Source organism: Alteromonas sp. AO-Serp (assembly GCF_017849675.1).
GTDB classification, from domain to species: Bacteria; Pseudomonadota; Gammaproteobacteria; order Enterobacterales; family Alteromonadaceae; genus Alteromonas; species Alteromonas macleodii.
This window is the reverse complement of the sequence record NZ_JAFLMX010000199.1, coordinates 1-20790: the sequence shown is the minus strand read 5'-3', so window position 1 is coordinate 20790 and position 20790 is coordinate 1. Positions and strand designations below refer to the sequence as shown.

Genomic DNA, 20790 nt, shown 5'->3' with positions numbered 1-20790 from the left:
AAAAAAGCACCCGAAGGTGCTTTGCTAGTTAAAAATTATGTGAATTACTCACCCAAGCAGAAAGCTTGAGGGTGACGAACCGCAACGTCTGCGTCTTGGAACAAACGCATAACAAGACCACCGCTAGCAACTTTGGTAGCGCGATCAGGTACCACGTCAAGCGCACCCCACAAGCCAATTAGCGCTTGCGAGAAGTCACCAAACAACATCTGGCCAGCGTTCATTTGTGTTGTTACTGCAGCGTTGTAGTCGTTAACACGGCCATTCTGCCAAATAAACTGACCTGTACCTGAAGCTTTCTCAGTTGTTTTAAGCTTGCCACGTAAAGACGGGCGCATTAGATAAGCCATAGTGTTAGCGTCTGCGTTTGCTTCTGCCACGTCAGTTTCAAATGCAACTGTTTCAGCCCATGTAGGGCTATTTGGTGTAGCGAACGAAATTGCGCCGATACCGCTGGTGTTAGCGATACCTGTAGGTTCATTGCCAATGCCCGAACCGTAAAGCGCGCCTTGATCTAAACCTAAGCTTTGACCACGCATGATGTCAGCCATAACCAGCGCTTCAATATCTGGCGTAGACTGGTTCATAATACGGCGAGTGATAGGAACTGCAGTAGCTAGCGTTTTAGGTCGCAGCTGTACAGTAGTGAAAGACAGGTCGCTATCTGTAGCCGCACCATCTTCTTCTACCCAGTAGAAGGTTGCCGAACCATTCTGTTTAGGAATATCAACATCACCCACAAGGCCAGACACCATGCGTGCACCTAATTGACCCACCACTGCTTGTGCGCGAAGTGCTTCAATGTACATTTCAGCATGAAGTTCGGTAGCTACAAGCTCAGCGCCTTTACCCGCACCGCCAGCTGATTGCATGCGCGCAAGTTGCATTTGGCGCAAACCATAACCCATTGCTTCATAGCTAAGGTAAATACCGTCAGCATCTCGACCAACACGTTTAGCGATAGCTTCTGACACTTCACGTTCAAGGCCAGCTTTCTTAAAATTGCCCGTAGCAACCGCACGAAGCGCATTAATAACGCTGTACTTGCGAAGCTCGTTTTCACCAATGTCCAAATTAATCATAGTGGACTCGGCTTCGGGATCTTTTCGCTTGCCGTGAAGCTCACGAATAAGCGCTTTGTTGAACTCTTCGTAGCTGCGACCTTTAGCAATGAAGTCGTTACCTAGTTCAGTCGCGCCGTACTGACGTGCAGTTTCAGCAATACGTTGAGCATCGCTTGCTTCAGGTGAAGTTTTAACTTTACGTGGCTCTGCGAATTCACGCTTAGTTTGGTTAGTCGTTTCCGGTGATACCGAACGTTCGGCTGTTTCATCCGGGGCGTTGTTGTCTTGGATTTCGATATCATCCATTTTACGTACCTCAGTGGTGGTTATTTTTACGGGGTTGTCGTTTGTTTCAGCGTTTCGACCAACACCTACGGTAGGGTCTGCCGGTACTGATACAGAAGATATTTCTAGCGGTTCCCAGTGGGTAACGCGGTAGTAATCTAAATCGTTTTCTTCGCGGGTTAATTTCGCGGCGTGGATACGGTAGCCAACAGATACATTCACACGAATCTCATCTTGCATATCGATAAGAAGCTGCTGACCGAGCGGGTTGCGGCTCATCTTTATTTCAGCGTAGCCGCGGCCTTTCTCAATCCATGCTTTTTGAATAACGCCGCGTTGGTCGTTCCAATTGTGATCACTAAGGAACGGACCTTTATTGTTGATGCGTGCCAGGTCACACTCACCTTCTTCGTGACCAAGGGTTTCTACCCATCCCCAGCGCTCAACTTCATATTCACTGGAAAAGCTAAGGGTGACGATACGGCTTTCTTCGTCTACCTTTTCAATTTGCGCTTCCATGTCGCGCTGCATGACAGGGCATTGCCCTTTGCGCAACATGGCTGCAGTAACTTTGTTTACGTTCACTGTTCGCCCTCTTCTTCATCATTTTTAGGGGCGTTCTTATTGGCTGCAGCTGCAACTTTTGCCCCTTTGCCAATACCAAAACCTTTGGCCAGCTCCATCGCTGGACCTAGTATCTGTAGATATTGCTGCCAGCCTTCAGCCATTTCGTCGACATCAACACCTTTTTCATTCAGAACATCCATCGGGTTCACGGTGAAGTTATCCATGGCAGCGCCGATGGCCTGCTCATCTTTTAATGGGTCAACCCATTGCCATCTGCGGCCTTTGAATGAGAATGCATCAACGCTGCGCTCTAGGTCATAACCTCTTAAGTTATCTATGGCGCCATTCAAAAGTGCATGTTTAAGCCAGCGTTGGTATATCGCGCCAACCACTTGACTTATCAACCAGCCTTGAAGTCGCTTCCAGTGCTCTCTATCTTCGAGTACTGCTTGACGAAGACTTGACCAAGAAACACCTTCATAATCGTTCGCGCCTGTGTTGTAGTTGACATCAACACCAGCAAACGCACCTTTTAGCGAGGCTTTCTGAAAGCCTTCAACCGTATCGCCGTGGTGCTGAAAGTTTGTTTCTTTTGCGCGGTAACCCTCTGGGGTAATTGCTGCGCCACCTGGCTCAAGTTCGAAAATGAAATCACCTTCATCCTCTTCTTCAGGGGCTTCTTGCTCTGGGTCGCGTTCGTAGATAACCATGTTGCTAGCTGCAACCCTACTACCCACTAGCGCTGATTCGCGGTAACCACCTATATCGTGAAAATCTAAGAGTGATGCGTGAGCCCATGGAACACCGCGAGTTTGACCAGGGCGGAACATTGGAAAAGGAAGAATGATTTCATCTGCAGGAATACGAACGTAGCGTTTGCCAGTATTATCATGGCGCCACGTATGTTCACCAGGGTGATTGGTTAATAAGTGATAAGCAACATGTCTGCCCCACTTATCTATTTCAACGCCCATTTTAATGCGAACGCCGTTCCCTAAATCTTTGTTTAAAGTGGCGTCCAACAGGTCAGCTTCAATCAACTGAATGGCATATCCAAACTTATTGGGCGCGCCGTGAATATGACGAATGATAATATCACCGTCTTGGCATACGGTTTTTGCAATGAGCTGCATGGCCCCAATGAAGTCCATGCGCCCACTTATTTCACACACGCCAATTTTGCACCACTTAGCGAACGCTTTTTCGATAGATTGATTAGCTACGCGGTCTAAATTCCCATCGTTTCCGCGAACTTCAGCGTGTAAGCGCGGCCCCTTATCACCAACAACGTGAGTCTGCACCATGGAAAAGAAGCGCTTCATATAGCCAACGTCTTCACCAGCTTTGCGACTAGCAGCCTTAATTCTTGATAAATCGCGTCTTAACGTTTCATCAATGCTAAGACCAGAACCAAAGAAATTATTTGAACTGATACGTGGACTTTTTGCTGCAGCAAAGCGTTCCTGTGCATGCAATTTATGACGCTGACGATCACGGCTAGAACCAGCGCCTTTCCCAAGAACTGGTTCAACTCGCTCGGTTTCGCCTTTCGACTTTTTAAAGAGATTAAACATACACTACCTGTAGTAAGCTCGACGTGGGGGTTTAGTTAGGCCTTTCTTCTGCCTAACACTGCGAACGCGCCAGCTATATTTGCGCTTTAACTTTTCAAGCTGCTCAATAGGTATGCGAGTTAAGCTGCGACCATCAACGGTATAGTTTTCGTGATCAGAAAGAATGCGGCCTTCAATACGCTTTTCTATCGCCTTTAAAACACGTTCTGCATGGCTGGTTGTGTCGCAATACTCTAAATCATGAGGGTTAGCGTCGATAATGATGTAGCCATGGTCTACTGTTTTGCGGCCAGTGCCATCATCACTAAACAAATGCCAGCGATATTCACCAGACTGGTACGCTTTCGTTTCTTCAGAACCAAGGTCAACATGAAGCGCCCCATCAACCACAGTCGTGTCGATGGTAAATTTGCTTTCGGGGCCAACCAGAATGTACTGGTAAGTGTGTGATGAGTTCGCCACTTTGCGTGACCACTTGGCGTAGTCACCTTTTACTAAACGTTTTGGTTCATTCATTATCTAACCTGAGTACTAAAGCCACGCTTTCGCCGTGGGCGAGTGGCAGATGATTGGCGTTTTCGCTTGGTAGCTTTCTGTTCAACTTCGCTTTCTAATTCAGCGCTGAACATGTCTTTCTGGCTTAAACTGCTCTCTAATGCATCCCACTGAGCGCTCGTTTTGGCATGAACCTTTTGAGACATGGCCGCGTGAAGCGCATACACTTCGCAGTCGGTACCTTCGTTTCGTCTACCGCTCCGGCATTGCCAAGTCATTTGGCCGCGAAGCTTTTTACTTGGCGCTTTGACCTCAGCCGTGACTTGTTCCCAGTAGTCAGCGCGCGCATCTTTGTAGCTGTGCATGAAAGCACTGGTACCTTGAAGCCGTTTTGATAGAAGATCTTTAGCCTTGTGAGTACCAACCAGGTAAACAAGAACGCCGTGTTTATCGGCTTTGGTTGAGCGTTTGGCGTTGTTGTGGTCAAGTTTGGCAGAAGGTAAGCGGAATATTTCACGCTTGCCGTTATCGTTACTGTCACCCTTGATAGCCATAAGGTGAACGCGTCTATGTTTCTTACTTCTCGTTCTAACGTAGTGATAAACCGCTTGGTTGGTACCACCGTCAGAACTATCAATACTCGCCGCTGACAAGTAAATCCTGCCTAGGGTTTCGTGCTCAAAACCGTTGAAAAGTATCTGATCTAACTCATCCCAGACCGGGTCAGCTTTATCAACACAGTCACCGGCTATCTCTTTCCAAAGGACTAACCAGCTTTCTTCGTTTCTGCCGAACGCCCGAATGATGATAGCTAGCCTATCGTGCTGAACATCGACACCAGCGGTAACAATTAAGCCGCCTTTTGGTACCGTTAACTCTGGGTAGTCGTCGGCAAGCGCCTGCAGCTGCTCGTGATTCAGGTTATCTTTACTGCGGTATGCGTAAGGCTTACCCAGTTTAGAATTCTGAAAAATTATCCTACCGGCTTCATCACCAGCTGCAGCTTCATGCTCTGCTTCAAGAAAGTCCTTAACCAAACTAGAAAGCGAGGTACCAGGAATACAAACGTAAAGTTCAGACAGCCCTTTGAAGGTTTCAATTACGCCATCAGTGTTAACTGTTGGCACCCAACCGCAGAACTTATCACCTTCTTCCTCTGCAACTCTGCAGGTATTGAAAATGTTTTGCTGACGCTGCCAGTCATTCCACGCGCTACCACAGTGAGGACAGGCATAAACCGCCGTTTCCGGTAAATTTCTACCGTAAACAGGGTGAACGGGGCCTTCATCTTGCTCTACCCAGCTGACATTTTCCCAGTCTAAAACGTGCTTTTCGCCACAATCGTGGCAGGCCACTGGCAGAGTTCGCTGGGTACCGAGGTTGATGTAATGCTCAACTTCGCTTAAATCCTCGACGGAAGGGGTACCGCCAAGAACAAACTTACGTTTTCGAAAGCGCTTAATGCGTTCACGCGCTAGGCGTATCGCATCACCCTGATCACCAACGTTACCGTTTGTGTCGTCGGGTTCTTCAACCAGCACCACTGGCGATGGCGTCGACTTAACGTTACTGACTGAGTTAGAGCCAAAAACCTTAAGAGAACCCCCAGGGAAATTCTTTTTGTTACTTCGGTTACCCGCCTTTCTACTGCTGCTAACATCAACTTTTTTAGCAAGCTCTGGCGTGGCCCTGATAACAGGTTCGAACTTCTCTTCAATGAAGTCGCGTGCTTTATCATCTTTAGGAAACAACCCAAGAATTCGACTGGGCTCACAGCAAATACGCTTTGCTATCCAGCCAGTTTCAAGCAGCGTCCAGCCGATTTGCGCGGCTTTCATTAAGCCGACCATTTCAACAAAGTCATTATCTAGGGCATGCATTACACCCCAGAAGTACGGCACATAATCCGCGTTATACAAACCAGCAAAGTCTGCGTCTTCAGCAGGTAGTCGAAAGTATTTTTCAAGCCATTCGCGCGTTGGAATGTTTTCAGGTGGTAGCCACCCAGCACGGCATTCGTCAATCAGAGTCTGTAGATTGGAACTGGAAGTCTGCAATAACTCGCATGGCAGCAGCTGTGGTTCCATCAATTGATTCTCTGTCTATGGTGATACCATGCTGGCTTTCCAGCATAGCTAAGATTTTTTCTATCGAGTTTGTGTACTCAGATTTCGCCAGGGCAATCCAACCGTCGATAGCCTCACGAACTTGTGCCTTGTCGAGAATTAGCTGTTCCTCTTTGAATAGCATGAGCTCTTTCATTCTCGCGTTGGCAGAAGCTTCGCGCGTTCGCGCTTCGTCTAACTTCAAGCGCTGGTCGCTTGCGGTTCTTCCGCTGGCTTCGTCGCGTAGTTTTTCGCAATAAGCACGTAACCACTGGCGGTAGGTACCGCCACGAACTAAGGTTCCGTTATCGAGATGTTTGTGAATGGCCGGTTGTGAAGCACCAACCAAAGAAGCGAATTCTGTTTGTTTAGCTTTATCATCTAAATCAAACAAAATATAACCCCCCTATGGGATTTTATAGCTGTTAAAAAAACGCGAGTCTATGCGCCGTGTGAGGGGGTGCCTCCAAAAGGACCCGCGAAAATATTCTTATGAAAGTTATTTAGGAATGCATTCGTTGTTAGGTGATGCTTCCATAAGTTTGGCATGAAGCTCTTCTTGTCGTCTGTCTTCTTTGCGCTTGAAGTAGACGTTAACGCCGAAGGTGGCTATGGCTATGATAATACCTATCACTGCTACTAGATGGTCGATGTTTACCATTCCCCATAAAGCCGTAAGGCCACTGGCTGTGTAGTTAGTAGCTGTGGTCTTATCACTCATTTTAAATCTGTCGCTATATGCTGACATGTTATGCACTCCTGTAGGGCCCATAACATGATTATTCAATTGTTGTTCCATTGTGTATTAGACGTAAGGTTATTATTTACCACGCCATACCTTTAGGCCAATAGCAGATAACACTACAGCCTTGAACAGAAAGTCTAAATCAACACCGGCTTTCTCAAGATTACTGATGGCCAGTACTGCTGCATCCAACATGCGAGAGTCATTGAATACAGCTAACGATATGGCGCCTAATACCAACAAAGCGTAAGGTGAGGTAACGAGAACGGTAACGTACTCATCTTTCCAGCTGCTCTCTAAGCCCTGGGCTAATAGCGCTTCTCCCTCTGCGTCAGTAAGTGTAACCTCATGCTCACCTTGTAATTTAGTTTGCTTAAGCTTTGCCTTAGCCTGTTCAGCGTTTGCCTTTTGCTCTTGCTTACTCTTGAAGATACCAACAACACCATCAATAGCGCTGCTTAGAGGTTTTAACCAATTCATTATTTCACCTTATGGCTTATATAACTCAAAGTGTGGTAAGTCGCGGAAACGCTCATCACGGCTTCTACCGTCCATATCCCAATCACCACCCCAGCGAAGCAAGTGGGTTGTTTTACCCTCAGCGTATAGCTGACGAGCAATACACATGACATGTCCTGCGAATACAGCGAAAGCCAATTCGTCTTTCCAGTCTGTGTTACTTAATTCTACGAAGTAAGGGCCAGCATCAATGGCCATGGAAGGAAAAGTGTTGTGCTTTGAGTTAGGCCACTCCAATTGACTCAAACCATCGGCAAAGGCTTTGTTCTGCTCATCTTTACCGCGATAGCCGCAAAAGATCGACGCGTTAATGAACTTCTTCACCTCGTTGAATATCGTTTGAGTATCAACATGGCACGTATCAAGACGGGCTTGTGAAGTTTTGCCGTAGGGAAACATAATCTTCATCCATAAAAAAGCCCCACCAAAGGTGAGGCAAGGTTGGGATAAACAAGACACAACAAGCAGAGAAAAGCAGGCACAAAAAAAGGCCACTCAATGAGTGACCTTTCTGTCGAGTGCAGCTTCGCTTAGCTTACGTGAAGTAAAGTAGATGATCCGCGCGCGCAGATCAACAAGTTTTTTCAAATTATGCCAATTTAACGTCTAGGGTGAAACCAATCAAAGCCCCATCAACCCAACAAATAGCTGATTTATGTAGACTTCTTGCTTTTGTCTCACCAATATTTAACGCGTTAGAAATCATTGGATAATTGTAATCGCTTCGATAGTACATGATGACTATGTTGGCCAATACGGGTCGCTCTCGCTTCAGTTCTGCAACAAGACGGTCTACCAAAAGCGCCATATCGTCATTGATGAAATACACGTTGTTGTTATCGCTTTTGCCGATATTGAGCCCTAATCCCATTCGGCTCCATTTGCCCCACTCGTTAAGCAAAGTCTCGGTTTCGCTTGTATCGTGCTGAACGTCTGTCACTACTACGCTACCTTATCGTCTGGTGTACTTATGTGCGCTTGGCGTTTTCTAGAAACTAGCATGCCAAGCTCTTTAATTTTCTGACTAACCAGGTCATCCCCAAGCATAGGCTTGCCGTGCTTAGCCACGTAACTGTCGATAACCGGCTTTTTCGGTGTTGAGTATTCAAGCGCTTTTTTCGCTTCAGGCAAATCACCTGTCATAGCTCTGCCTACCCAGTACTCATACTCACCTTTGAACAGTTCCATGAAGTCTGCGTCTCGCATTTGATAAACACGATGACCAACACGTTCGTCTACCAGCTCAACCGCGCGATGGCTAAATTCAAAGTCTTTACCTTTGAATCTTCCGCGTCTGGCGATCACTTCATCGTAAGCTTCACGCAGTGAGGGTATTCCAAGCTCCTCAGGCGTAGGCTTACAAAGCTTCGCAAACTCTGTAGGCCGTGGGCGATATTGCTGCTTACACGCCTTTGCAATACCCGATTGAATTTGTCGACTACTGGAAACACCCTCGTCAACCATCTGCTTAGCGTATTCACGAATGGCCCATTGCTGCATATCCAGTTCTGGGTACTTGTTCACGAATTCAGGCCAGTACTCCATCAACACTGGTTTCAAGTTCGTTAGGCAAAACTGGTAGACAGTATCAAGTCTGCTCGGTAGAGAAGTCGAACGCTTCGACCCCTTCACCTCGTTGCGCTCGTTCATAACAGTCTCGCCATGCGGTTGCGGTTGCATTGCGATACCCACTTTGTTGACTAGATTGCTGCTTGAGTGCATGACTGCCCCCTTTGACTTGGTTGTGCTTGATGGTTGCGCAATAACGCATCCAGTACTTTCGATGTGTGGCTATGTGGCGATAGGTGTTACCCGTATCGCTAAACTTCCACTTGTTGAAAATCGCTTGTAGTTCATCCGTACTGACTGAAAGACCAACTTGCTTGGCCAAACCTACCCAGTCGTTACAGAAATTCAGATTTTCGCGCGCGCACGCGCTATCTTCTTCTTCTATATCGGATATAACGGATATGTGTTGTTCATCGGACTTTTGAAATTTTAAGACATTCCCGCCGTATCGCTTATGTGGTGCGGGTTGTGGCGTTTTTTTGTTGCGTGTTGTTCCCGTGTTGCTCTCGTGTTGTTCCTCATTTGAACCTGATAAATCTGTCGAGGCTAAAGAGCAGTGATAACAGGCTGCTTTTTGTTCTTTAATAGAGCCTTTTCTAACCAGTTCGATTAGGTTTGCGCGCTCTAATTGTCGAACTGCTGTTCGTATTTTCTCAGTGGTAGGCTTGGGCTCAACCGTGTTAGAGCCACGAGGGGGGGTGTGCTCCATTTCCTCTTTCATAGAGCGTAAGGAAACATGCACTAAGCCGTCACTATATCTCATTTTCTTTCGAAAGCAACGTATGTATAGCGTAACTGCGAATGGAGGCAAGCAGTTATCGCTTAGCGCTTCATACTCGGCCTGATTCACTGCATGCCCTCGCCTAGCTTGGTTATCGCTTCCAGCTGCAGCAGGTCGTCTGCTATTTCAACTAGCTTACTTGATATGGTTGGATCCATGAATCTGGCTAACGCATTTAGTGTTTCGCGCTTAATGCTAAGGTCTTGCGGTTTACGTCTAATTGCGATGAACAATGCTTCCAAGCTTTTAATGGATGTGTGAACCGGGTCTTCCTGCTTTTGGTCTTTAGCAGTTCGTGCTGCGCTGATATCTTTCACTTTGTCGTTAAGTGAAGCCACAGTACCGCCAATCGGCTCGAAGTAAATAGCTGCTTTACCTTTGGCCGTGAGCGTCCATGTCTTCTCAGCAAGATCTTTAATGATAAAGCCCTGCCCGCTTAGCCTGCCCAATGCCGCAGAAAGTGGTGGCAATTCAACAGCACCAATTGCTTCAGCGAGAGCGTCGCGGCTATATGTGCAGTTAGGCTTAAAACAATTCAGTAAATCAGTGTCAGTAAACATTACTGGTCCTCTGCGGCAGTGATCAGAATTAAGTCTTCAGGCGCTAAATGAATGCGCCCGTTCAAGTCGTCATCAACGTGTATGATGCGTTCAAAAACAATGGCTACCTTTCCGTAGCTCTTACCATCAAGAATGGTGGATTCAGTTAATGTGCGTGCGCCTGGCATTGGCCGAACTGCATCACCAACCTTAAAAATTTTCTTTCGGGTTGGTGGTAAGCCCATGTACTTCATCATTCGGCCTTGTGCGCTCATAAGGTCACCAAAGCGTAAGCGGCAATAGCGAACGGCATAGCGACTACAAAAAGCGAAATGGTGAGCAAAGCTGCTCTAACCAAGCGCACAGAAAGTGGTGGCTGGTGCCACATATGGTGGTGACCTTTAACTGCTTTATTTTTTGTAGACATAACCATTACCTATTAAAAGTCATTCCAAAGGCTGCTAAGCTGCAAATCGGACAAAAAAACAGCCCGCAACCAAAGGAATGAAACTATGAAAAAACAATTACCGCTAATAACAGTCGGTGAATTCAAAGAGCAGCTAAAAGGTATCGATGACAATATGAAGCTCGACTTCTCTTCACTTGATTTCTACCGATTAAAACGTCGCTCTGACACCCTTATCCAAGTTGAGTTTAATCAGATGGTTTATCGAGATGACGAGGGAAACGTACAGGTTGATAACCTTGAATGATTAATCCCAAGTTTGTTAATGCCATCAATTTATCGGTAGCCCGGTAGCTTTCTGCTGGCTTACCGTTTTCTAATCTGGTTAATGAAGCTTTTTCGCCACGAATGCTTATTTGCCAAACATCGTCTGCAGGCTCGACCTCTTGAGGATCTTCATTTGCTAAAGATGAATGAGTCTGTCTTGACTCAAGGAACTTACATGATTGAACAGAAAGATTTAGAACAAGCTTCGAAGCTGCTTCATGAAGCTGGTCTATTGCTACGGCCCCTAATGGATTCTGGAGATGCGAAATCAATAAATCTCTATCGCAAAGTTCTGGGTTGTCAAGAAGGCGTTCACAAGCTTCTTTTGAAATCTCAAAAGAAAGGCTAACAGTAATACCGTCTATGACTGTTGCATGTGTCTGGTTAATTGCACTCACGATTTCCGCTCCTTAGTACAGTTATAGGTTTGCAGCGCTTCAGTTATGCTTTCGAGTGAAACACTGTTTAAAAGGTATTGTGATGAAACAACAAAAAAACCTAGAAGCGGCTTTTGCTCTATTAAAAGAAGCTGTTGAAGCGTTGCGGCCACTTTCGCTGAATGGCTGTGACGACGATTTAGCGTTATTCGTGCAATGTTTGAAGTGCGAGTTAAGCATTCATAAAGCGCTTCTTGATGAGAAGTCCTAGCTAGAGTCATGCTGCAGACCCTTGCTGTATATCTTTTCTGGGTGGGAAAACCATATCCAGAGTGCAGTAAACACCCTGACGATTTATCGCAAAAACCAACTTCCTGCAGTCATCTAAAGTAGGGATGCGAATGCCTTGCTCATAGTTGCTCACTCGCGAACCGCGCTTCCAATTGCACAAGGCTGCTAAATCATTGCAAGTTAAATTTGCTTCCTCTCGATATTGCTTAAGGTTGTTCATAATTCTCACAAGTACACGTTTCAATATTTATAAAGTACACGATACGTGTCCCAAAGACAATAGTGTGTTTTTCAATAAAGTTAATTTGCTGTGAGTTGCAGATTGAAAGAGGCTTGTTGCTCGTTTTGATTGGTTAAGCAACACAGAACGTGTAATTATATTATTTTTTGATATACTTATACGCGGTATGAAAATCGGGAAACAGGCATGGAAACTAAGATTCTGGTTGGGAAAAGAATTCGAACGGCGCGTGAAAAGGCAGGGCTTACTGTAGATCAAGTCGCCTTCAGATGTGACTGGACAAAATCACGACTTTCCAATTATGAAAACGGCATTAGAGCTGCAGGTATAGAAGAAATAAATAAAATATCAGACGCTCTAGAACCTTTCTTAGGTAAATACGTGAATTTTTACTTAGTCCAAGGCCTGTGGCCAAGTGAGCTTAATTCTAAGATTCAATTGCCAGCGCTTACAATTGATAAAGCAATTAAGGTATTCAAAAGTGTCATCGGCGATGCAATGGATTTTGGGCGCTTGAAGTTGGAGCCAGGCTTAAGCGCCACCGAACTGGTTGAAGTGTACTCTGAAGAGCTAGCAAAAATATCAAACGCTAGCTCTGACCACGAGTTCTCGCGCGATGCTCAAGCACGCTAGTGACATTTGCAGGTAGAGTTGAACTACTCTGTCTGTGTCGAATCTCGTGGTTTCTTATCGCAGCCTCTTTCCATGCCGCCATTTCTTCACGCTGAACTTTGAAATCAGAAAGTTTGTTGATTTTAAAGAACCAATCTATAAGTTCGTCAGATTCCCTGTATTTACTGGCCGAGTGATCATGCTTGTATTTATCATCCTTCAAGAACCTATATAAGAACCATCCAGCTAATGCACCAACCAATGCTAGTAATAATACATATTCAAATGTGCCAGATAGAATCATTATAATGCCCCCTTGGTGGCTTGGACGCCTTTCGAATTTTTAATAAACAGTGCGATAGCTAAAAACTTAAGCGCAAAAAGGCTTGTGCCGACTGTGGTCATTAAGTTCAAAATTAGGATGGAATAGGTGTAAAAGTCTCCTAGCGCATTCATCTGGATAATGTATCGATCACAGTATCGGGCGACTTGGATAAAACCCATTATAAAGAACGCAATTAGTATAAAAACGCTCAAAGAGTCTCGCTTCAAATTATATTTTCTGCACGCTAAAACAGTAGCAACAACAAACAAAAAATCAGTTAAAGCAAAGCCTAGATACCAGATGGCAGACCCTAACGCCAATGTGGACTCTGAGCTCCAAAGCATACGAGAAGCGAACTCTATTCCAATATGCAGTAAGGATGTTGCACACATTAAAGACACTACCAATGGAAAAGCAGTGAATATCCGTGAATGACGTGAAGTTAAAAAGTGAATCGTGGCTAATATAAAAAGAGCCGCCAACTCTATTGCTAGCGACATCTTATTAATTTCGAATAAGTATTCAATCATTGCTTGATTGGTGGTTCTACTCCTCCCCCATTACCACTGTTCGTCGTAAAACAGATAAAAGGCAAGATAGAGCAAAAGCTCACCGAACTCCTTGTTGTTGTGCTGGGCGGCTCCGCTCCGCCTCCGTTACCACTCGCCATTGCAGCGGGAGTGAATAAAAATACAGCGGCAGAGCATAAAATGCAAGCGATTGTTTGGTAATGCTTTTTCATGTAAATCCTTAGATATTATTGCCAAAAACTATTTTCAGGCCTAATGATTCTAAAGGTATTGAGCTTCACTAACAATCGACTACGAAGCGCATCATATCAATTTGTTTTACATTTGTACACGTTTCGTGTTGACAAATTCATATTTATGAAAAATACTGAGTACACGTTTTGAAAAATTAAAAACATCACAACTGTGTACAAGGTATCAACATGCAATCAAATTCAATACTTAAAGAATCAATCGCAGCTGGCAAAGATGAAATGCTGCTTCTTACAAATGCTATCGCCGATGATGTTCGCTTTAGTGTTCAGCACCAAATAGCCCTAGATAAAGGTTATTTCTTTATCGATGTTTGGAAAGATGGTCTCAATCATTGTTATTTAAGCAATGCGAACTCATGGCCTGGTGAAAACTATCTGTTTGAGAAGATCCAAGAGACAGTAAGTAAGCTTCGTGAAATCTGCAAAGAATTTAATGTTGAAGTTACCAGTAGCCAGCCTAAGCCGAATAATGTGGTACCTCTATCAAACGCTCACGTTCCTCCGAAAGTTCAGCTGCGCTCTGGTACCGTGTTTGATTACACCAACATTAAGCACATGCTTTTTGATATTGAAGACATTGCACACGCGCTTTCTAACATGTGCCGCTTCAACGGCCACACCAATAAATTTTACTCAGTTGCGCAACATTCCGTTCTTGTTAGTGAGTTGGTACCAGAAGAACATGCGCTAGCTGCCCTACTTCATGATGCTGCAGAAGCATACTGTGGTGACATGGTTTCCCCTTTAAATCAGTTGCTACCTGTCTACCAAAGTATTCACACCACTATTGAACAGAACCTTTACAGAAGTGTCGGCGTTGAATGGCCAGTTCATGCATGCGTAAAAGACGCTGACGTAAAAATGCTAGCTACCGAGGTGCGCGACCTAATGACACCTCACCCTGCTCACTGGGCATTCATTAGTGATCAAGTGCCTTGTGAAGAGGTCATTCATCCGCTTCCACCAATGGGCGCCAAAGAACTATTCCTAGACCGCTACTTCAGTTTGCAAGCTAAAGCTGCAGCGCTAGCTGCTAATGCTTAATGAAGCGCGAAGACGAGTTAAACATTGACCTTGGCTTGGCAGTGCTAAGTGTACTTATCGAGCCAGGGCAAATAATTACTCGTGACGCTATTGCAGAAGTATGCGGCTGCAACGTTTACCGCATCGACAAACTAGAAAAAACCGCGCTTGAGAAGTTCAAGCGAAGAGCACAGCAACGCGGTTTAGACGATTTTATTGAATAGCTGCTAGCAGCTTAACCAAAGGAAAAACAATGAGCGAACAAGGCCCATTAAATGAATTTCTCGCTGAAGTAGATAGCGGTGCATTTGAGCGTCAGCTAACTGCCTTTCTTACAGAGGTGAGCAAATCAATCTTTCGATTCAATAAGGGGGGCAAGTTAGACGTTACCTTCAAAATTGAACCGGCTGCAACGTCTGCCCAAAACGGCGCAGGCATTAAAGTGAAGGTGGTTTCTACTGCCAAATATTCACGTCCTACCCCAACGGGCAAGATTAACGAAGAGACCACCACTGAAACCCCTATGTGGGTGAACAAGGATGGCTCAATCAGTTTGCTTGCCAAAAGCCACGATGACCTTTTCGCGGGTCAAGCCAATGTAACTAAGATGACTAAGGAATAACTATGTTCGATCGCGACACACTTTTAGAGCTTCAAAAAAGCGAGCTTTACAAGCAAGTAAACACGCAGTTATTAGACGCAGTTGAAGCAAACCAGCAAGAACATATGCCTGCGCTGATAGTGCCGGATAATTTTGCCATGCTTGATATTGAATATAAGTTGCAAAACCGTACACGCTTTCGCGGCTCATTCACTACTGAAGATATTAAAAGCTTTGTTGCGTACGTGAGTGAGTACGTAGGTGAAGAAACGCCGCTTTACCCTAACGCGCAAGTATTTATCGACGGTGAAGACATGAAAGCCGCGGCCGTTTTAAACGTGGGTGATTTAGTTGTGCCTGGTCACTGTGATCACAAAGCTACACTAAGCATCCCAAAAACAGCTGCTTATAAGGCGTTGATTTCTGCATGCGGTGGACGTTCTGGTCAGCAAGACCTTAGTGATTTCATTGAAGATTGGAAAGACCGCATCACAGTAGACGGTATTTCAGGCGAACAAATGAATCTAGCTGTGGCCATTAACGCAGTAAGAACGGTAACCGTTGAGCGTGTACGAGAAATTGAAAGTTCAATAGACCAGTTCGAGAACAGCGCAAGCGTGACTGAACGTGAAGCGGCCAAGAACAAGAAAGACTTGCCAGCCTATATTAATTTTACATGCGTGCCCTATGCAGGCCTATCAGAAGTTACTTTCAGAATTCGCGTTTCAATGCTCACTGGTGATGCGCGCATTGCCTTCACGCTGCGCATTGTGGGTGAAGAAGAGCACAACGAACAAATCTCTGAAGAGTTCAAAGAGAAGATTTCAGACAACCTACACGAGTTGCCCGTTGAAGTCTTTATCGGCGGCTTTCGCGCTTAACCATCAATAAGGTGTGGGGCGCTGCCCCACTCAGTAACTATGAAACATATATTTCAATTGAACGGTACCGGAGTAAGCGCGTTGGCCAAGGTGATTGGTTCGAACCTGCCGGTTCAGTTTAGCGTTGATGAGGTTCGCCAGTTAGAGAGCCTTGCCATTCAGTTAGAACGCGCTGAAGCGCTAGAAGAAACAAGCAAAAAGGATTAGGCAAATGAGACCGCATAACGATGTATTTCAACAATTCACAGATTCATGTTTTCGCGGCAAAGGATCAACTGAGAAGCGCCGCACTAAGCAAGAGTCACTTGAAGCTTGCCGCGTTCGTCGTCGCATAGAAGCACATGAAATGGCGAAAGAACTAGGCGTAACACTTGAAGATTTGGGGATGCAGTAATGATTAAGCTTGATTTTAAGGTCTTAGGCCACTGCCCTGTTAATGGCGCCCTAATTTCAGCTAATGAGGTTAGAGAAGCATTTTCCCCAATCGTTGAAGCTGCCACACGTAATGAGCAAAGCCTTGAAAAATTGCTTGAGCATTGTGGTGTTAACAACTTGGTCAGCGAAGGTGAATGTGTAGCTGATGCAATTATTCAGGAGCTGGCGCGCGTTAATGCAGAAAATGAGCGCTTAAAGCGTTTGGCTATGTCTGAACTGCAGCAACATGAAGAAACCATTAATGACGGTAACGTCGAATGCGGCCTATTACAAAAACAGTGTGAGCAGCTGCAGGAACAAATCAACCAGGTCACTCGTGAACGTGATCAATGGAAAGAGGTGGCCAGCGCATGAGTAATGTAAACACAAATAAATTTGGGGGTGCTCTTCTCTTCATCCTTGGTGAGTTCGCTGCTGCTGAAGTGGAAATGATTGAAGACGGTGGCATGGAGGTTTTTGGCGAAGACAACCAAGGCCGCGAAGGTTCGTGTGAAGTCAGTATTAATGAGCTGGCACAAGCTGCGTCTGATGAAATAAAGAACCTCAAAGAGCAGCTAGCAGAGGCTAATGAGCGTGTTGCTAAATTAGAGTGCGAAAATATAAACGGGAATGCAGCCGCAGAGCTTCTTATTTGGTGGGCACAAAAATTAAATAACGCGCCGAATGAGGATTTAAAAGAGGTCATTAGAATTGGTTACAAGCGCATTGTTAATTTGGCCAATTTAATAGGTGAAGAACAGCTACGCAAGGAGCAAGACCAATGATTTACCAAATAATGTTTAACGTAAGCTGGGTTGTGTTGGTTGTCACTTCTCTCTTGATCGGCGTAGGCCTCTACTTACTATTCACGTTCTATAACACGTTAGAAAACCCAGAGCCGCCAGTTTTTTCAAAGGTGATGGAAATAATATGTGAAGTGTGGATGTTTGCTTTGATATTCACCATCGCTATGGGGCTTTTTACTCTATTCGGTGCGCCATGGTAATGCAAATGAAGTTACCTAAGGCATGTATAGCCTGTAATCACTTTTCAGTTGAAGGGTATAAGCAAGATAAGCACTGCCCTTACGTTGAAAAGTATACAGGCCGTGCGAAAGACAGAACCCAGTTCGGCACCTGTGAAGCGCATAGTAAAAAGGTATTTTGCACTGAAATCTGCAGCAGCTTCGTTCATGACTCATTAATTGAGGTATTCGAAGTTACGAACAGGCCAGAGCCGCTAGAGCCACACCAGGCTAAAATGTTTGAGGTTTAACATGTTATTTAAAGAGCTCATTGTTGATAATTTTGCTGGGGGCGGTGGTGCTTCTTCGGGAATTGAAATGGCTACTGGTAGAAGTGTTGATATTGCTATCAATCATGACCCTGATGCTATTGCTATGCACGCTATTAATCACCCAGAAACAAAGCATTATTGCGAAAGCGTTTGGGATGTTAATCCACGTGAAGCTGTAAATGGTTTACCTGTTGGCCTGTGCTGGCTCTCCCCTGATTGTAAGCACTTCAGTAAAGCTAAAGGTGGCAAGCCGGTTGAAAAGAAAATTCGTGGATTAGCATGGGTGGCTGTTCGCTGGGCTGCGACGGTTAAGCCTCGAGTAATCATGTTGGAAAACGTGGAAGAATTTAAAACTTGGGGGCCAATAGTGGACGGCAAACCTTGCCCGGAACGCAAGGGTAAAACTTTTCAGTCGTTTGTAAGAGCCTTAGAGCGCCAAGGGTATCAGGTTGAATTCAAAGAGCTTCGCGCATGTGACTATGGTGCACCTACTATCCGCAAGCGTCTTTTCATGGTGGCTCGCCGCGATGGTCGTCCAATTGTGTGGCCGAAACCTACCCACGGCAAACCAGATGCACCAGAAGTTAAAAGCGGTAAGTTGAAGCCATGGCGCACAGCTGCAGAATGCATCGATTGGTCAATTCCATGCCCTTCTATTTTTGAACGTAAAAAGCCGTTGGCTGAAAACACACTTAAAAGGATTGCTAAAGGCATTCACAAGTTTGTTGTTGAATGTGAAAAACCGTTCATCGTCACGAACACTACTGGGCATGCTCCTAGCGATGTCGAACCCCCTCTTCCCACTCAAACAACAGGTAATCATCACTACATCGTAGATGCAACTATCTCACCTTTTATTGGACGTCAGTTTGGGAAATCCGTTGGGCACGCTATTGATATACCTTCAGCTACCATTACCTGTGGTGGTGGAGGTAAGAGTCAATTGATTTCTGCGTTTCTAGCAAAACACTATACAGGTGTTGTTGGTGCGCCAATTGATAACCCTACCCCAACAGTTACAACTGTAGATCACAACGCACTTGTAACTAGTCATTTAATCAAGATGCGCGGCACTAACATTGGGCACCGTGCAGACGAACCAGCACATACAATTACAGCCGGCGGGTTGCATTTGGGGGAAGTTAGAGCCTTTTTATTAAAGTATTACGGCACCAATATTGGCCACCCTGCCGATCAGCCACTTCAAACTATTACAACCAAAGAGCGCTTCGGATTAGTAACTATACACGGTGTCGATTATCAGATTGTTGATATTGGTATGCGCATGCTTCAGCCGCGTGAGCTATTCAAAGCGCAAGGCTTTGCTGAAGACTACATCATTGATGTTGATCCAAGCGGAAAGCCTATTTCAAAAACTAAGCAAGTAGCTAGGTGTGGAAATGCGGTACCGCCTCCATTCGCCAAAGCTTTAGTAGAAGCAAACCTACCAGAAATGTGCAAACAACGTTTATCAAAGGTCGCGTAAGATGCAAATTGTAATAGGCTCAGATATAACGACAATGACCGGGTACGAAAAGCGAAGCTCTCAAGTACGCTGGTTTGAAGAGAACGGTATCACCTACCGCGTAAATGCTAAAGGGGAAGTGTGGACAACCGACGACTGGCTAAATGGCCGCGACAAAGCGCCAGCTGCAGCAAATGATGACGGTTTTAACCCTAACTTTTTGAAATAGATTATGCCACGTAAACGTAAAGTAGAAGATCAATGGATGCCTCAGCGAGTGTACAAGGGGCGCAGCGCTTACGAGTTTAAACCTGTAGGTGGTGGAACTGTGCGCCTTTGTGATATCGATGCCAAACAATCGGAAGTATGGGCTGCTTACGAAAAGTATATGGCCATAGCCAACAACAAGCACACTGTTCAACACCTAATTGAAACGTTCTTTGAGAGCGCTGATTTCCGCGAGTTATCGTTACACACACGCAAAGACTATCAGAAGTACAGCAAGAAAGTACTTAGTGCATTTGGCAAAATGGACCCGAACACGGTTACCCCTGTTCATGTTAGAAAGTTCATGGACATTCTTGGCCAAAAGTCACCAGTGCAAGCGAATAGACACAAAGCGTTCTTATCTCGGGTGTTTCGCTGGGCATACGAACGCGGCAAAGTGCAGCGCAACCCATGCCAAGGCGTTAAGCAGTTCAAAGAGAAAGCGAGAGACCGCTATATTGAAGACTACGAGTATGACGCGGTTTATCAGAGAGCTTGCCCAGTAGTTAAAGCAGCAATGGAAATTAGCTATTTGTGCATGGCCCGTAAAGCTGACGTAGTCAAATTGCATCAAAGCCAGCTACTTAAAGACGGTATTTTCATACAGCAAGGTAAAACGGGTAAGAAACAAATTAAGGAATGGGGCCCACGACTACGCAAGGCTGTAAGCACAGCAAATGAAATAAACCCAGACGTATTCAGCATGTTTGTACTTCACCAGAAGAACGGTCACCCGTTCGCAGTAGCGAGTTTCGATCAGCGCTGGCGCAAAGCTATCATCAAGGCGCGCGAAGAAACTCAGCTACCTTTAGATTTCACGTTCCATGACATCAAAGCAAAAGGAATTAGTGACTTTGAAGGAACAGTAAGCGAAAAACAACAAGCCAGTGGCCACAAGACAGAAAGCCAGGTTCGTGTGTATGACAGAAAGGTCGCAGTGGTACCAACAGTGGAGAGTAAGAAGTGAACTATCCGGAATTTCCGGTAAGTTGAAAAGCCGCTTAGTTGCGGTTTTTTTGTGCCTGAAAAGCGATAATATTCTGAAATTATATTCTGAAATATTATGAAATGGGTTTTTGCTGCGTTTTGATTGAAGTGAATACGCCTTGTAAGTTACTGTATTTAAAAGGTTTTGTATTGGTGCCCGGGGCCGGACTTGAACCGGCACGCTGTTACCAGCGAGGGATTTTAAATCACAATATAAAAAACAACGTTATCAATAAGATATAATTATATT

General features: G+C 45.2%; 33 protein-coding genes. 17 read left to right on the top strand and 16 right to left on the bottom strand.

Annotated features, from left to right (window positions below):
* Window positions 1–44 precede the first annotated feature (44 nt).
* The 14 genes from QVA83_RS13545 to QVA83_RS13480 form a co-directional block, all read right to left on the bottom strand.
* Window positions 45–1934 (bottom strand): phage major capsid protein, encoded by a 1890-nt coding sequence (locus tag QVA83_RS13545; protein WP_287498570.1) that lies wholly within the window; start codon window positions 1932–1934, stop codon window positions 45–47.
* The gene (locus tag QVA83_RS13540) at window positions 1931–3490 is read right to left on the bottom strand and encodes a phage portal protein (RefSeq protein WP_287498569.1); all 1560 of its coding nucleotides are present in this window, start codon (window positions 3488–3490) and stop codon (window positions 1931–1933) included. The genes QVA83_RS13545 and QVA83_RS13540 overlap by 4 nt, the downstream gene beginning before the upstream one ends.
* A gap of 3 nt (window positions 3491–3493) precedes the next feature.
* Window positions 3494–4006 carry a hypothetical protein gene (locus QVA83_RS13535; protein ID WP_287498568.1) on the bottom strand — a complete coding sequence of 171 codons (513 nt, stop codon included), beginning with the start codon at window positions 4004–4006 and terminating at the stop codon, window positions 3494–3496.
* Entirely contained in the window at window positions 4006–6072 is a 2067-nt protein-coding gene (locus tag QVA83_RS13530) for a phage terminase large subunit family protein (RefSeq protein ID WP_287498567.1), read from the bottom strand. The genes QVA83_RS13535 and QVA83_RS13530 overlap by 1 nt, the downstream gene beginning before the upstream one ends.
* Window positions 6005–6484 carry a hypothetical protein gene (locus QVA83_RS13525; protein WP_287498566.1) on the bottom strand — a complete coding sequence of 160 codons (480 nt, stop codon included), beginning with the start codon at window positions 6482–6484 and terminating at the stop codon, window positions 6005–6007. Before QVA83_RS13525 ends, QVA83_RS13530 begins: the two co-directional genes overlap by 68 nt.
* A gap of 105 nt (window positions 6485–6589) precedes the next feature.
* On the bottom strand, window positions 6590–6838 hold the full coding sequence (locus QVA83_RS13520; protein ID WP_159613732.1) for a phage holin: 249 nt from the start codon (window positions 6836–6838) through the stop codon (window positions 6590–6592).
* A gap of 72 nt (window positions 6839–6910) precedes the next feature.
* Window positions 6911–7315 carry a hypothetical protein gene (locus tag QVA83_RS13515; protein WP_287498565.1) on the bottom strand — a complete coding sequence of 135 codons (405 nt, stop codon included), beginning with the start codon at window positions 7313–7315 and terminating at the stop codon, window positions 6911–6913.
* 9 nt (window positions 7316–7324) lie between these two features.
* Window positions 7325–7762, bottom strand: coding sequence for a M15 family metallopeptidase domain-containing protein (locus QVA83_RS13510; RefSeq protein WP_232368916.1), 438 nt, complete (start codon window positions 7760–7762; stop codon window positions 7325–7327).
* 181 nt (window positions 7763–7943) lie between these two features.
* Window positions 7944–8294, bottom strand: a complete 351-nt coding sequence (locus QVA83_RS13505) for a hypothetical protein (RefSeq protein ID WP_287498564.1) — start codon at window positions 8292–8294, stop codon at window positions 7944–7946.
* A gap of 2 nt (window positions 8295–8296) precedes the next feature.
* Window positions 8297–8899 carry a replication protein P gene (locus QVA83_RS13500; RefSeq protein ID WP_118494621.1) on the bottom strand — a complete coding sequence of 201 codons (603 nt, stop codon included), beginning with the start codon at window positions 8897–8899 and terminating at the stop codon, window positions 8297–8299.
* Window positions 8900–8942: 43 nt separating this feature from the next.
* Window positions 8943–9686 (bottom strand): hypothetical protein, encoded by a 744-nt coding sequence (locus tag QVA83_RS13495; protein WP_287149886.1) that lies wholly within the window; start codon window positions 9684–9686, stop codon window positions 8943–8945.
* 83 nt (window positions 9687–9769) lie between these two features.
* Window positions 9770–10264 carry a hypothetical protein gene (locus QVA83_RS13490; RefSeq protein ID WP_287498563.1) on the bottom strand — a complete coding sequence of 165 codons (495 nt, stop codon included), beginning with the start codon at window positions 10262–10264 and terminating at the stop codon, window positions 9770–9772.
* The gene (locus QVA83_RS13485) at window positions 10264–10518 is read right to left on the bottom strand and encodes a hypothetical protein (RefSeq protein ID WP_287149883.1); all 255 of its coding nucleotides are present in this window, start codon (window positions 10516–10518) and stop codon (window positions 10264–10266) included. The genes QVA83_RS13490 and QVA83_RS13485 overlap by 1 nt, the downstream gene beginning before the upstream one ends.
* Window positions 10515–10670 carry a hypothetical protein gene (locus QVA83_RS13480; protein WP_287149881.1) on the bottom strand — a complete coding sequence of 52 codons (156 nt, stop codon included), beginning with the start codon at window positions 10668–10670 and terminating at the stop codon, window positions 10515–10517. Before QVA83_RS13480 ends, QVA83_RS13485 begins: the two co-directional genes overlap by 4 nt.
* Before the next feature lie 85 nt (window positions 10671–10755).
* Between QVA83_RS13480 and QVA83_RS13475 the strand changes: the two genes are divergently transcribed.
* Window positions 10756–10956, top strand: a complete 201-nt coding sequence (locus tag QVA83_RS13475) for a hypothetical protein (protein WP_287498562.1) — start codon at window positions 10756–10758, stop codon at window positions 10954–10956.
* On the opposite strand, the gene QVA83_RS13470 is transcribed toward QVA83_RS13475, so the two are convergent.
* Window positions 10898–11374, bottom strand: coding sequence for a hypothetical protein (locus QVA83_RS13470; RefSeq protein ID WP_287498561.1), 477 nt, complete (start codon window positions 11372–11374; stop codon window positions 10898–10900). The genes QVA83_RS13475 and QVA83_RS13470 overlap by 59 nt on opposite strands.
* 82 nt (window positions 11375–11456) lie before the next feature.
* Here QVA83_RS13470 and QVA83_RS13465 point away from each other — a divergent pair, with 82 nt between their 5' ends.
* Window positions 11457–11624 carry a hypothetical protein gene (locus QVA83_RS13465; RefSeq protein WP_287498560.1) on the top strand — a complete coding sequence of 56 codons (168 nt, stop codon included), beginning with the start codon at window positions 11457–11459 and terminating at the stop codon, window positions 11622–11624.
* Window positions 11625–11630: 6 nt separating this feature from the next.
* Here QVA83_RS13465 and QVA83_RS22445 read toward each other — a convergent pair whose 3' ends face one another.
* Window positions 11631–11864 (bottom strand): helix-turn-helix domain-containing protein, encoded by a 234-nt coding sequence (locus tag QVA83_RS22445; protein WP_353844110.1) that lies wholly within the window; start codon window positions 11862–11864, stop codon window positions 11631–11633.
* A gap of 207 nt (window positions 11865–12071) precedes the next feature.
* On the opposite strand from QVA83_RS22445, the gene QVA83_RS13460 reads away from it, so the two are divergent.
* The 15 genes from QVA83_RS13460 (at window position 12072) to QVA83_RS13390 (ending at window position 20520) form a co-directional block, all read left to right on the top strand.
* Window positions 12072–12518: a helix-turn-helix domain-containing protein gene (locus QVA83_RS13460; protein WP_287498559.1), complete on the top strand. Its 447-nt coding sequence runs from the start codon at window positions 12072–12074 to the stop codon at window positions 12516–12518.
* 604 nt (window positions 12519–13122) lie between these two features.
* Entirely contained in the window at window positions 13123–13257 is a 135-nt protein-coding gene (locus tag QVA83_RS13455) for a hypothetical protein (protein WP_287498558.1), read from the top strand.
* A gap of 517 nt (window positions 13258–13774) precedes the next feature.
* Window positions 13775–14650, top strand: coding sequence for a hypothetical protein (locus QVA83_RS13450; protein ID WP_287498557.1), 876 nt, complete (start codon window positions 13775–13777; stop codon window positions 14648–14650).
* The gene (locus QVA83_RS13445) at window positions 14650–14853 is read left to right on the top strand and encodes a hypothetical protein (protein ID WP_118494599.1); all 204 of its coding nucleotides are present in this window, start codon (window positions 14650–14652) and stop codon (window positions 14851–14853) included. Before QVA83_RS13450 ends, QVA83_RS13445 begins: the two co-directional genes overlap by 1 nt.
* Before the next feature lie 29 nt (window positions 14854–14882).
* Complete coding sequence (locus QVA83_RS13440; RefSeq protein ID WP_118494597.1) at window positions 14883–15251, top strand: YfdP family phage-associated protein; 369 nt, start codon at window positions 14883–14885, stop codon at window positions 15249–15251.
* A gap of 2 nt (window positions 15252–15253) precedes the next feature.
* On the top strand, window positions 15254–16111 hold the full coding sequence (locus QVA83_RS13435) for a DUF2303 family protein (RefSeq protein ID WP_287498556.1): 858 nt from the start codon (window positions 15254–15256) through the stop codon (window positions 16109–16111).
* 39 nt (window positions 16112–16150) lie between these two features.
* On the top strand, window positions 16151–16318 hold the full coding sequence (locus QVA83_RS13430; RefSeq protein ID WP_159613765.1) for a hypothetical protein: 168 nt from the start codon (window positions 16151–16153) through the stop codon (window positions 16316–16318).
* A 4-nt stretch (window positions 16319–16322) separates the two neighbouring features.
* Window positions 16323–16505 carry a hypothetical protein gene (locus tag QVA83_RS13425; protein ID WP_287498555.1) on the top strand — a complete coding sequence of 61 codons (183 nt, stop codon included), beginning with the start codon at window positions 16323–16325 and terminating at the stop codon, window positions 16503–16505.
* On the top strand, window positions 16505–16900 hold the full coding sequence (locus QVA83_RS13420) for a hypothetical protein (RefSeq protein ID WP_287498554.1): 396 nt from the start codon (window positions 16505–16507) through the stop codon (window positions 16898–16900). The genes QVA83_RS13425 and QVA83_RS13420 overlap by 1 nt, the downstream gene beginning before the upstream one ends.
* The gene (locus QVA83_RS13415; protein WP_287498553.1) at window positions 16897–17310 is read left to right on the top strand and encodes a hypothetical protein; all 414 of its coding nucleotides are present in this window, start codon (window positions 16897–16899) and stop codon (window positions 17308–17310) included. The genes QVA83_RS13420 and QVA83_RS13415 overlap by 4 nt, the downstream gene beginning before the upstream one ends.
* A complete protein-coding gene (locus tag QVA83_RS13410; RefSeq protein ID WP_287498552.1) occupies window positions 17307–17531 on the top strand; it encodes a hypothetical protein in 225 nt (74 codons plus the stop codon). The genes QVA83_RS13415 and QVA83_RS13410 overlap by 4 nt, the downstream gene beginning before the upstream one ends.
* A 5-nt stretch (window positions 17532–17536) precedes the next feature.
* Entirely contained in the window at window positions 17537–17800 is a 264-nt protein-coding gene (locus QVA83_RS13405) for a hypothetical protein (protein ID WP_287498551.1), read from the top strand.
* Window position 17801: 1 nt separating this feature from the next.
* Entirely contained in the window at window positions 17802–19307 is a 1506-nt protein-coding gene (locus QVA83_RS13400; RefSeq protein WP_287498550.1) for a DNA cytosine methyltransferase, read from the top strand.
* A 1-nt stretch (window position 19308) separates the two neighbouring features.
* Window positions 19309–19515, top strand: a complete 207-nt coding sequence (locus tag QVA83_RS13395; protein WP_118494580.1) for a DUF4224 domain-containing protein — start codon at window positions 19309–19311, stop codon at window positions 19513–19515.
* Window positions 19516–19518: 3 nt separating this feature from the next.
* Window positions 19519–20520, top strand: a complete 1002-nt coding sequence (locus QVA83_RS13390) for a phage integrase central domain-containing protein (RefSeq protein WP_287498549.1) — start codon at window positions 19519–19521, stop codon at window positions 20518–20520.
* The last annotated feature ends 270 nt before the right edge of the window (window positions 20521–20790 follow it).

Coding starts and splice junctions, on each gene's coding strand:
- QVA83_RS13540 (WP_287498569.1), bottom strand. CDS start 3,490: ATGTTTAATCTCTTTAAAAAGTCGAAAGGCGAAACCGAGCGAGTTGAA.
- QVA83_RS13535 (WP_287498568.1), bottom strand. CDS start 4,006: ATGAATGAACCAAAACGTTTAGTAAAAGGTGACTACGCCAAGTGGTCA.
- QVA83_RS13530 (WP_287498567.1), bottom strand. CDS start 6,072: ATGGAACCACAGCTGCTGCCATGCGAGTTATTGCAGACTTCCAGTTCC.
- QVA83_RS13520 (WP_159613732.1), bottom strand. CDS start 6,838: ATGTCAGCATATAGCGACAGATTTAAAATGAGTGATAAGACCACAGCT.
- QVA83_RS13515 (WP_287498565.1), bottom strand. CDS start 7,315: ATGAATTGGTTAAAACCTCTAAGCAGCGCTATTGATGGTGTTGTTGGT.
- QVA83_RS13510 (WP_232368916.1), bottom strand. CDS start 7,762: ATGAAGATTATGTTTCCCTACGGCAAAACTTCACAAGCCCGTCTTGAT.
- QVA83_RS13500 (WP_118494621.1), bottom strand. CDS start 8,899: ATGGAGTACTGGCCTGAATTCGTGAACAAGTACCCAGAACTGGATATG.
- QVA83_RS13495 (WP_287149886.1), bottom strand. CDS start 9,686: ATGAGATATAGTGACGGCTTAGTGCATGTTTCCTTACGCTCTATGAAA.
- QVA83_RS13490 (WP_287498563.1), bottom strand. CDS start 10,264: ATGTTTACTGACACTGATTTACTGAATTGTTTTAAGCCTAACTGCACA.
- QVA83_RS13485 (WP_287149883.1), bottom strand. CDS start 10,518: ATGAGCGCACAAGGCCGAATGATGAAGTACATGGGCTTACCACCAACC.
- QVA83_RS13480 (WP_287149881.1), bottom strand. CDS start 10,670: ATGTCTACAAAAAATAAAGCAGTTAAAGGTCACCACCATATGTGGCAC.
- QVA83_RS13475 (WP_287498562.1), top strand. CDS start 10,756: ATGAAAAAACAATTACCGCTAATAACAGTCGGTGAATTCAAAGAGCAG.
- QVA83_RS13465 (WP_287498560.1), top strand. CDS start 11,457: ATGAAACAACAAAAAAACCTAGAAGCGGCTTTTGCTCTATTAAAAGAA.
- QVA83_RS22445 (WP_353844110.1), bottom strand. CDS start 11,864: ATGAACAACCTTAAGCAATATCGAGAGGAAGCAAATTTAACTTGCAAT.
- QVA83_RS13460 (WP_287498559.1), top strand. CDS start 12,072: ATGGAAACTAAGATTCTGGTTGGGAAAAGAATTCGAACGGCGCGTGAA.
- QVA83_RS13455 (WP_287498558.1), top strand. CDS start 13,123: ATGGCAGACCCTAACGCCAATGTGGACTCTGAGCTCCAAAGCATACGA.
- QVA83_RS13450 (WP_287498557.1), top strand. CDS start 13,775: ATGCAATCAAATTCAATACTTAAAGAATCAATCGCAGCTGGCAAAGAT.
- QVA83_RS13445 (WP_118494599.1), top strand. CDS start 14,650: ATGAAGCGCGAAGACGAGTTAAACATTGACCTTGGCTTGGCAGTGCTA.
- QVA83_RS13440 (WP_118494597.1), top strand. CDS start 14,883: ATGAGCGAACAAGGCCCATTAAATGAATTTCTCGCTGAAGTAGATAGC.
- QVA83_RS13435 (WP_287498556.1), top strand. CDS start 15,254: ATGTTCGATCGCGACACACTTTTAGAGCTTCAAAAAAGCGAGCTTTAC.
- QVA83_RS13430 (WP_159613765.1), top strand. CDS start 16,151: ATGAAACATATATTTCAATTGAACGGTACCGGAGTAAGCGCGTTGGCC.
- QVA83_RS13425 (WP_287498555.1), top strand. CDS start 16,323: ATGAGACCGCATAACGATGTATTTCAACAATTCACAGATTCATGTTTT.
- QVA83_RS13420 (WP_287498554.1), top strand. CDS start 16,505: ATGATTAAGCTTGATTTTAAGGTCTTAGGCCACTGCCCTGTTAATGGC.
- QVA83_RS13415 (WP_287498553.1), top strand. CDS start 16,897: ATGAGTAATGTAAACACAAATAAATTTGGGGGTGCTCTTCTCTTCATC.
- QVA83_RS13410 (WP_287498552.1), top strand. CDS start 17,307: ATGATTTACCAAATAATGTTTAACGTAAGCTGGGTTGTGTTGGTTGTC.
- QVA83_RS13405 (WP_287498551.1), top strand. CDS start 17,537: ATGAAGTTACCTAAGGCATGTATAGCCTGTAATCACTTTTCAGTTGAA.
- QVA83_RS13400 (WP_287498550.1), top strand. CDS start 17,802: ATGTTATTTAAAGAGCTCATTGTTGATAATTTTGCTGGGGGCGGTGGT.
- QVA83_RS13395 (WP_118494580.1), top strand. CDS start 19,309: ATGCAAATTGTAATAGGCTCAGATATAACGACAATGACCGGGTACGAA.
- QVA83_RS13390 (WP_287498549.1), top strand. CDS start 19,519: ATGCCACGTAAACGTAAAGTAGAAGATCAATGGATGCCTCAGCGAGTG.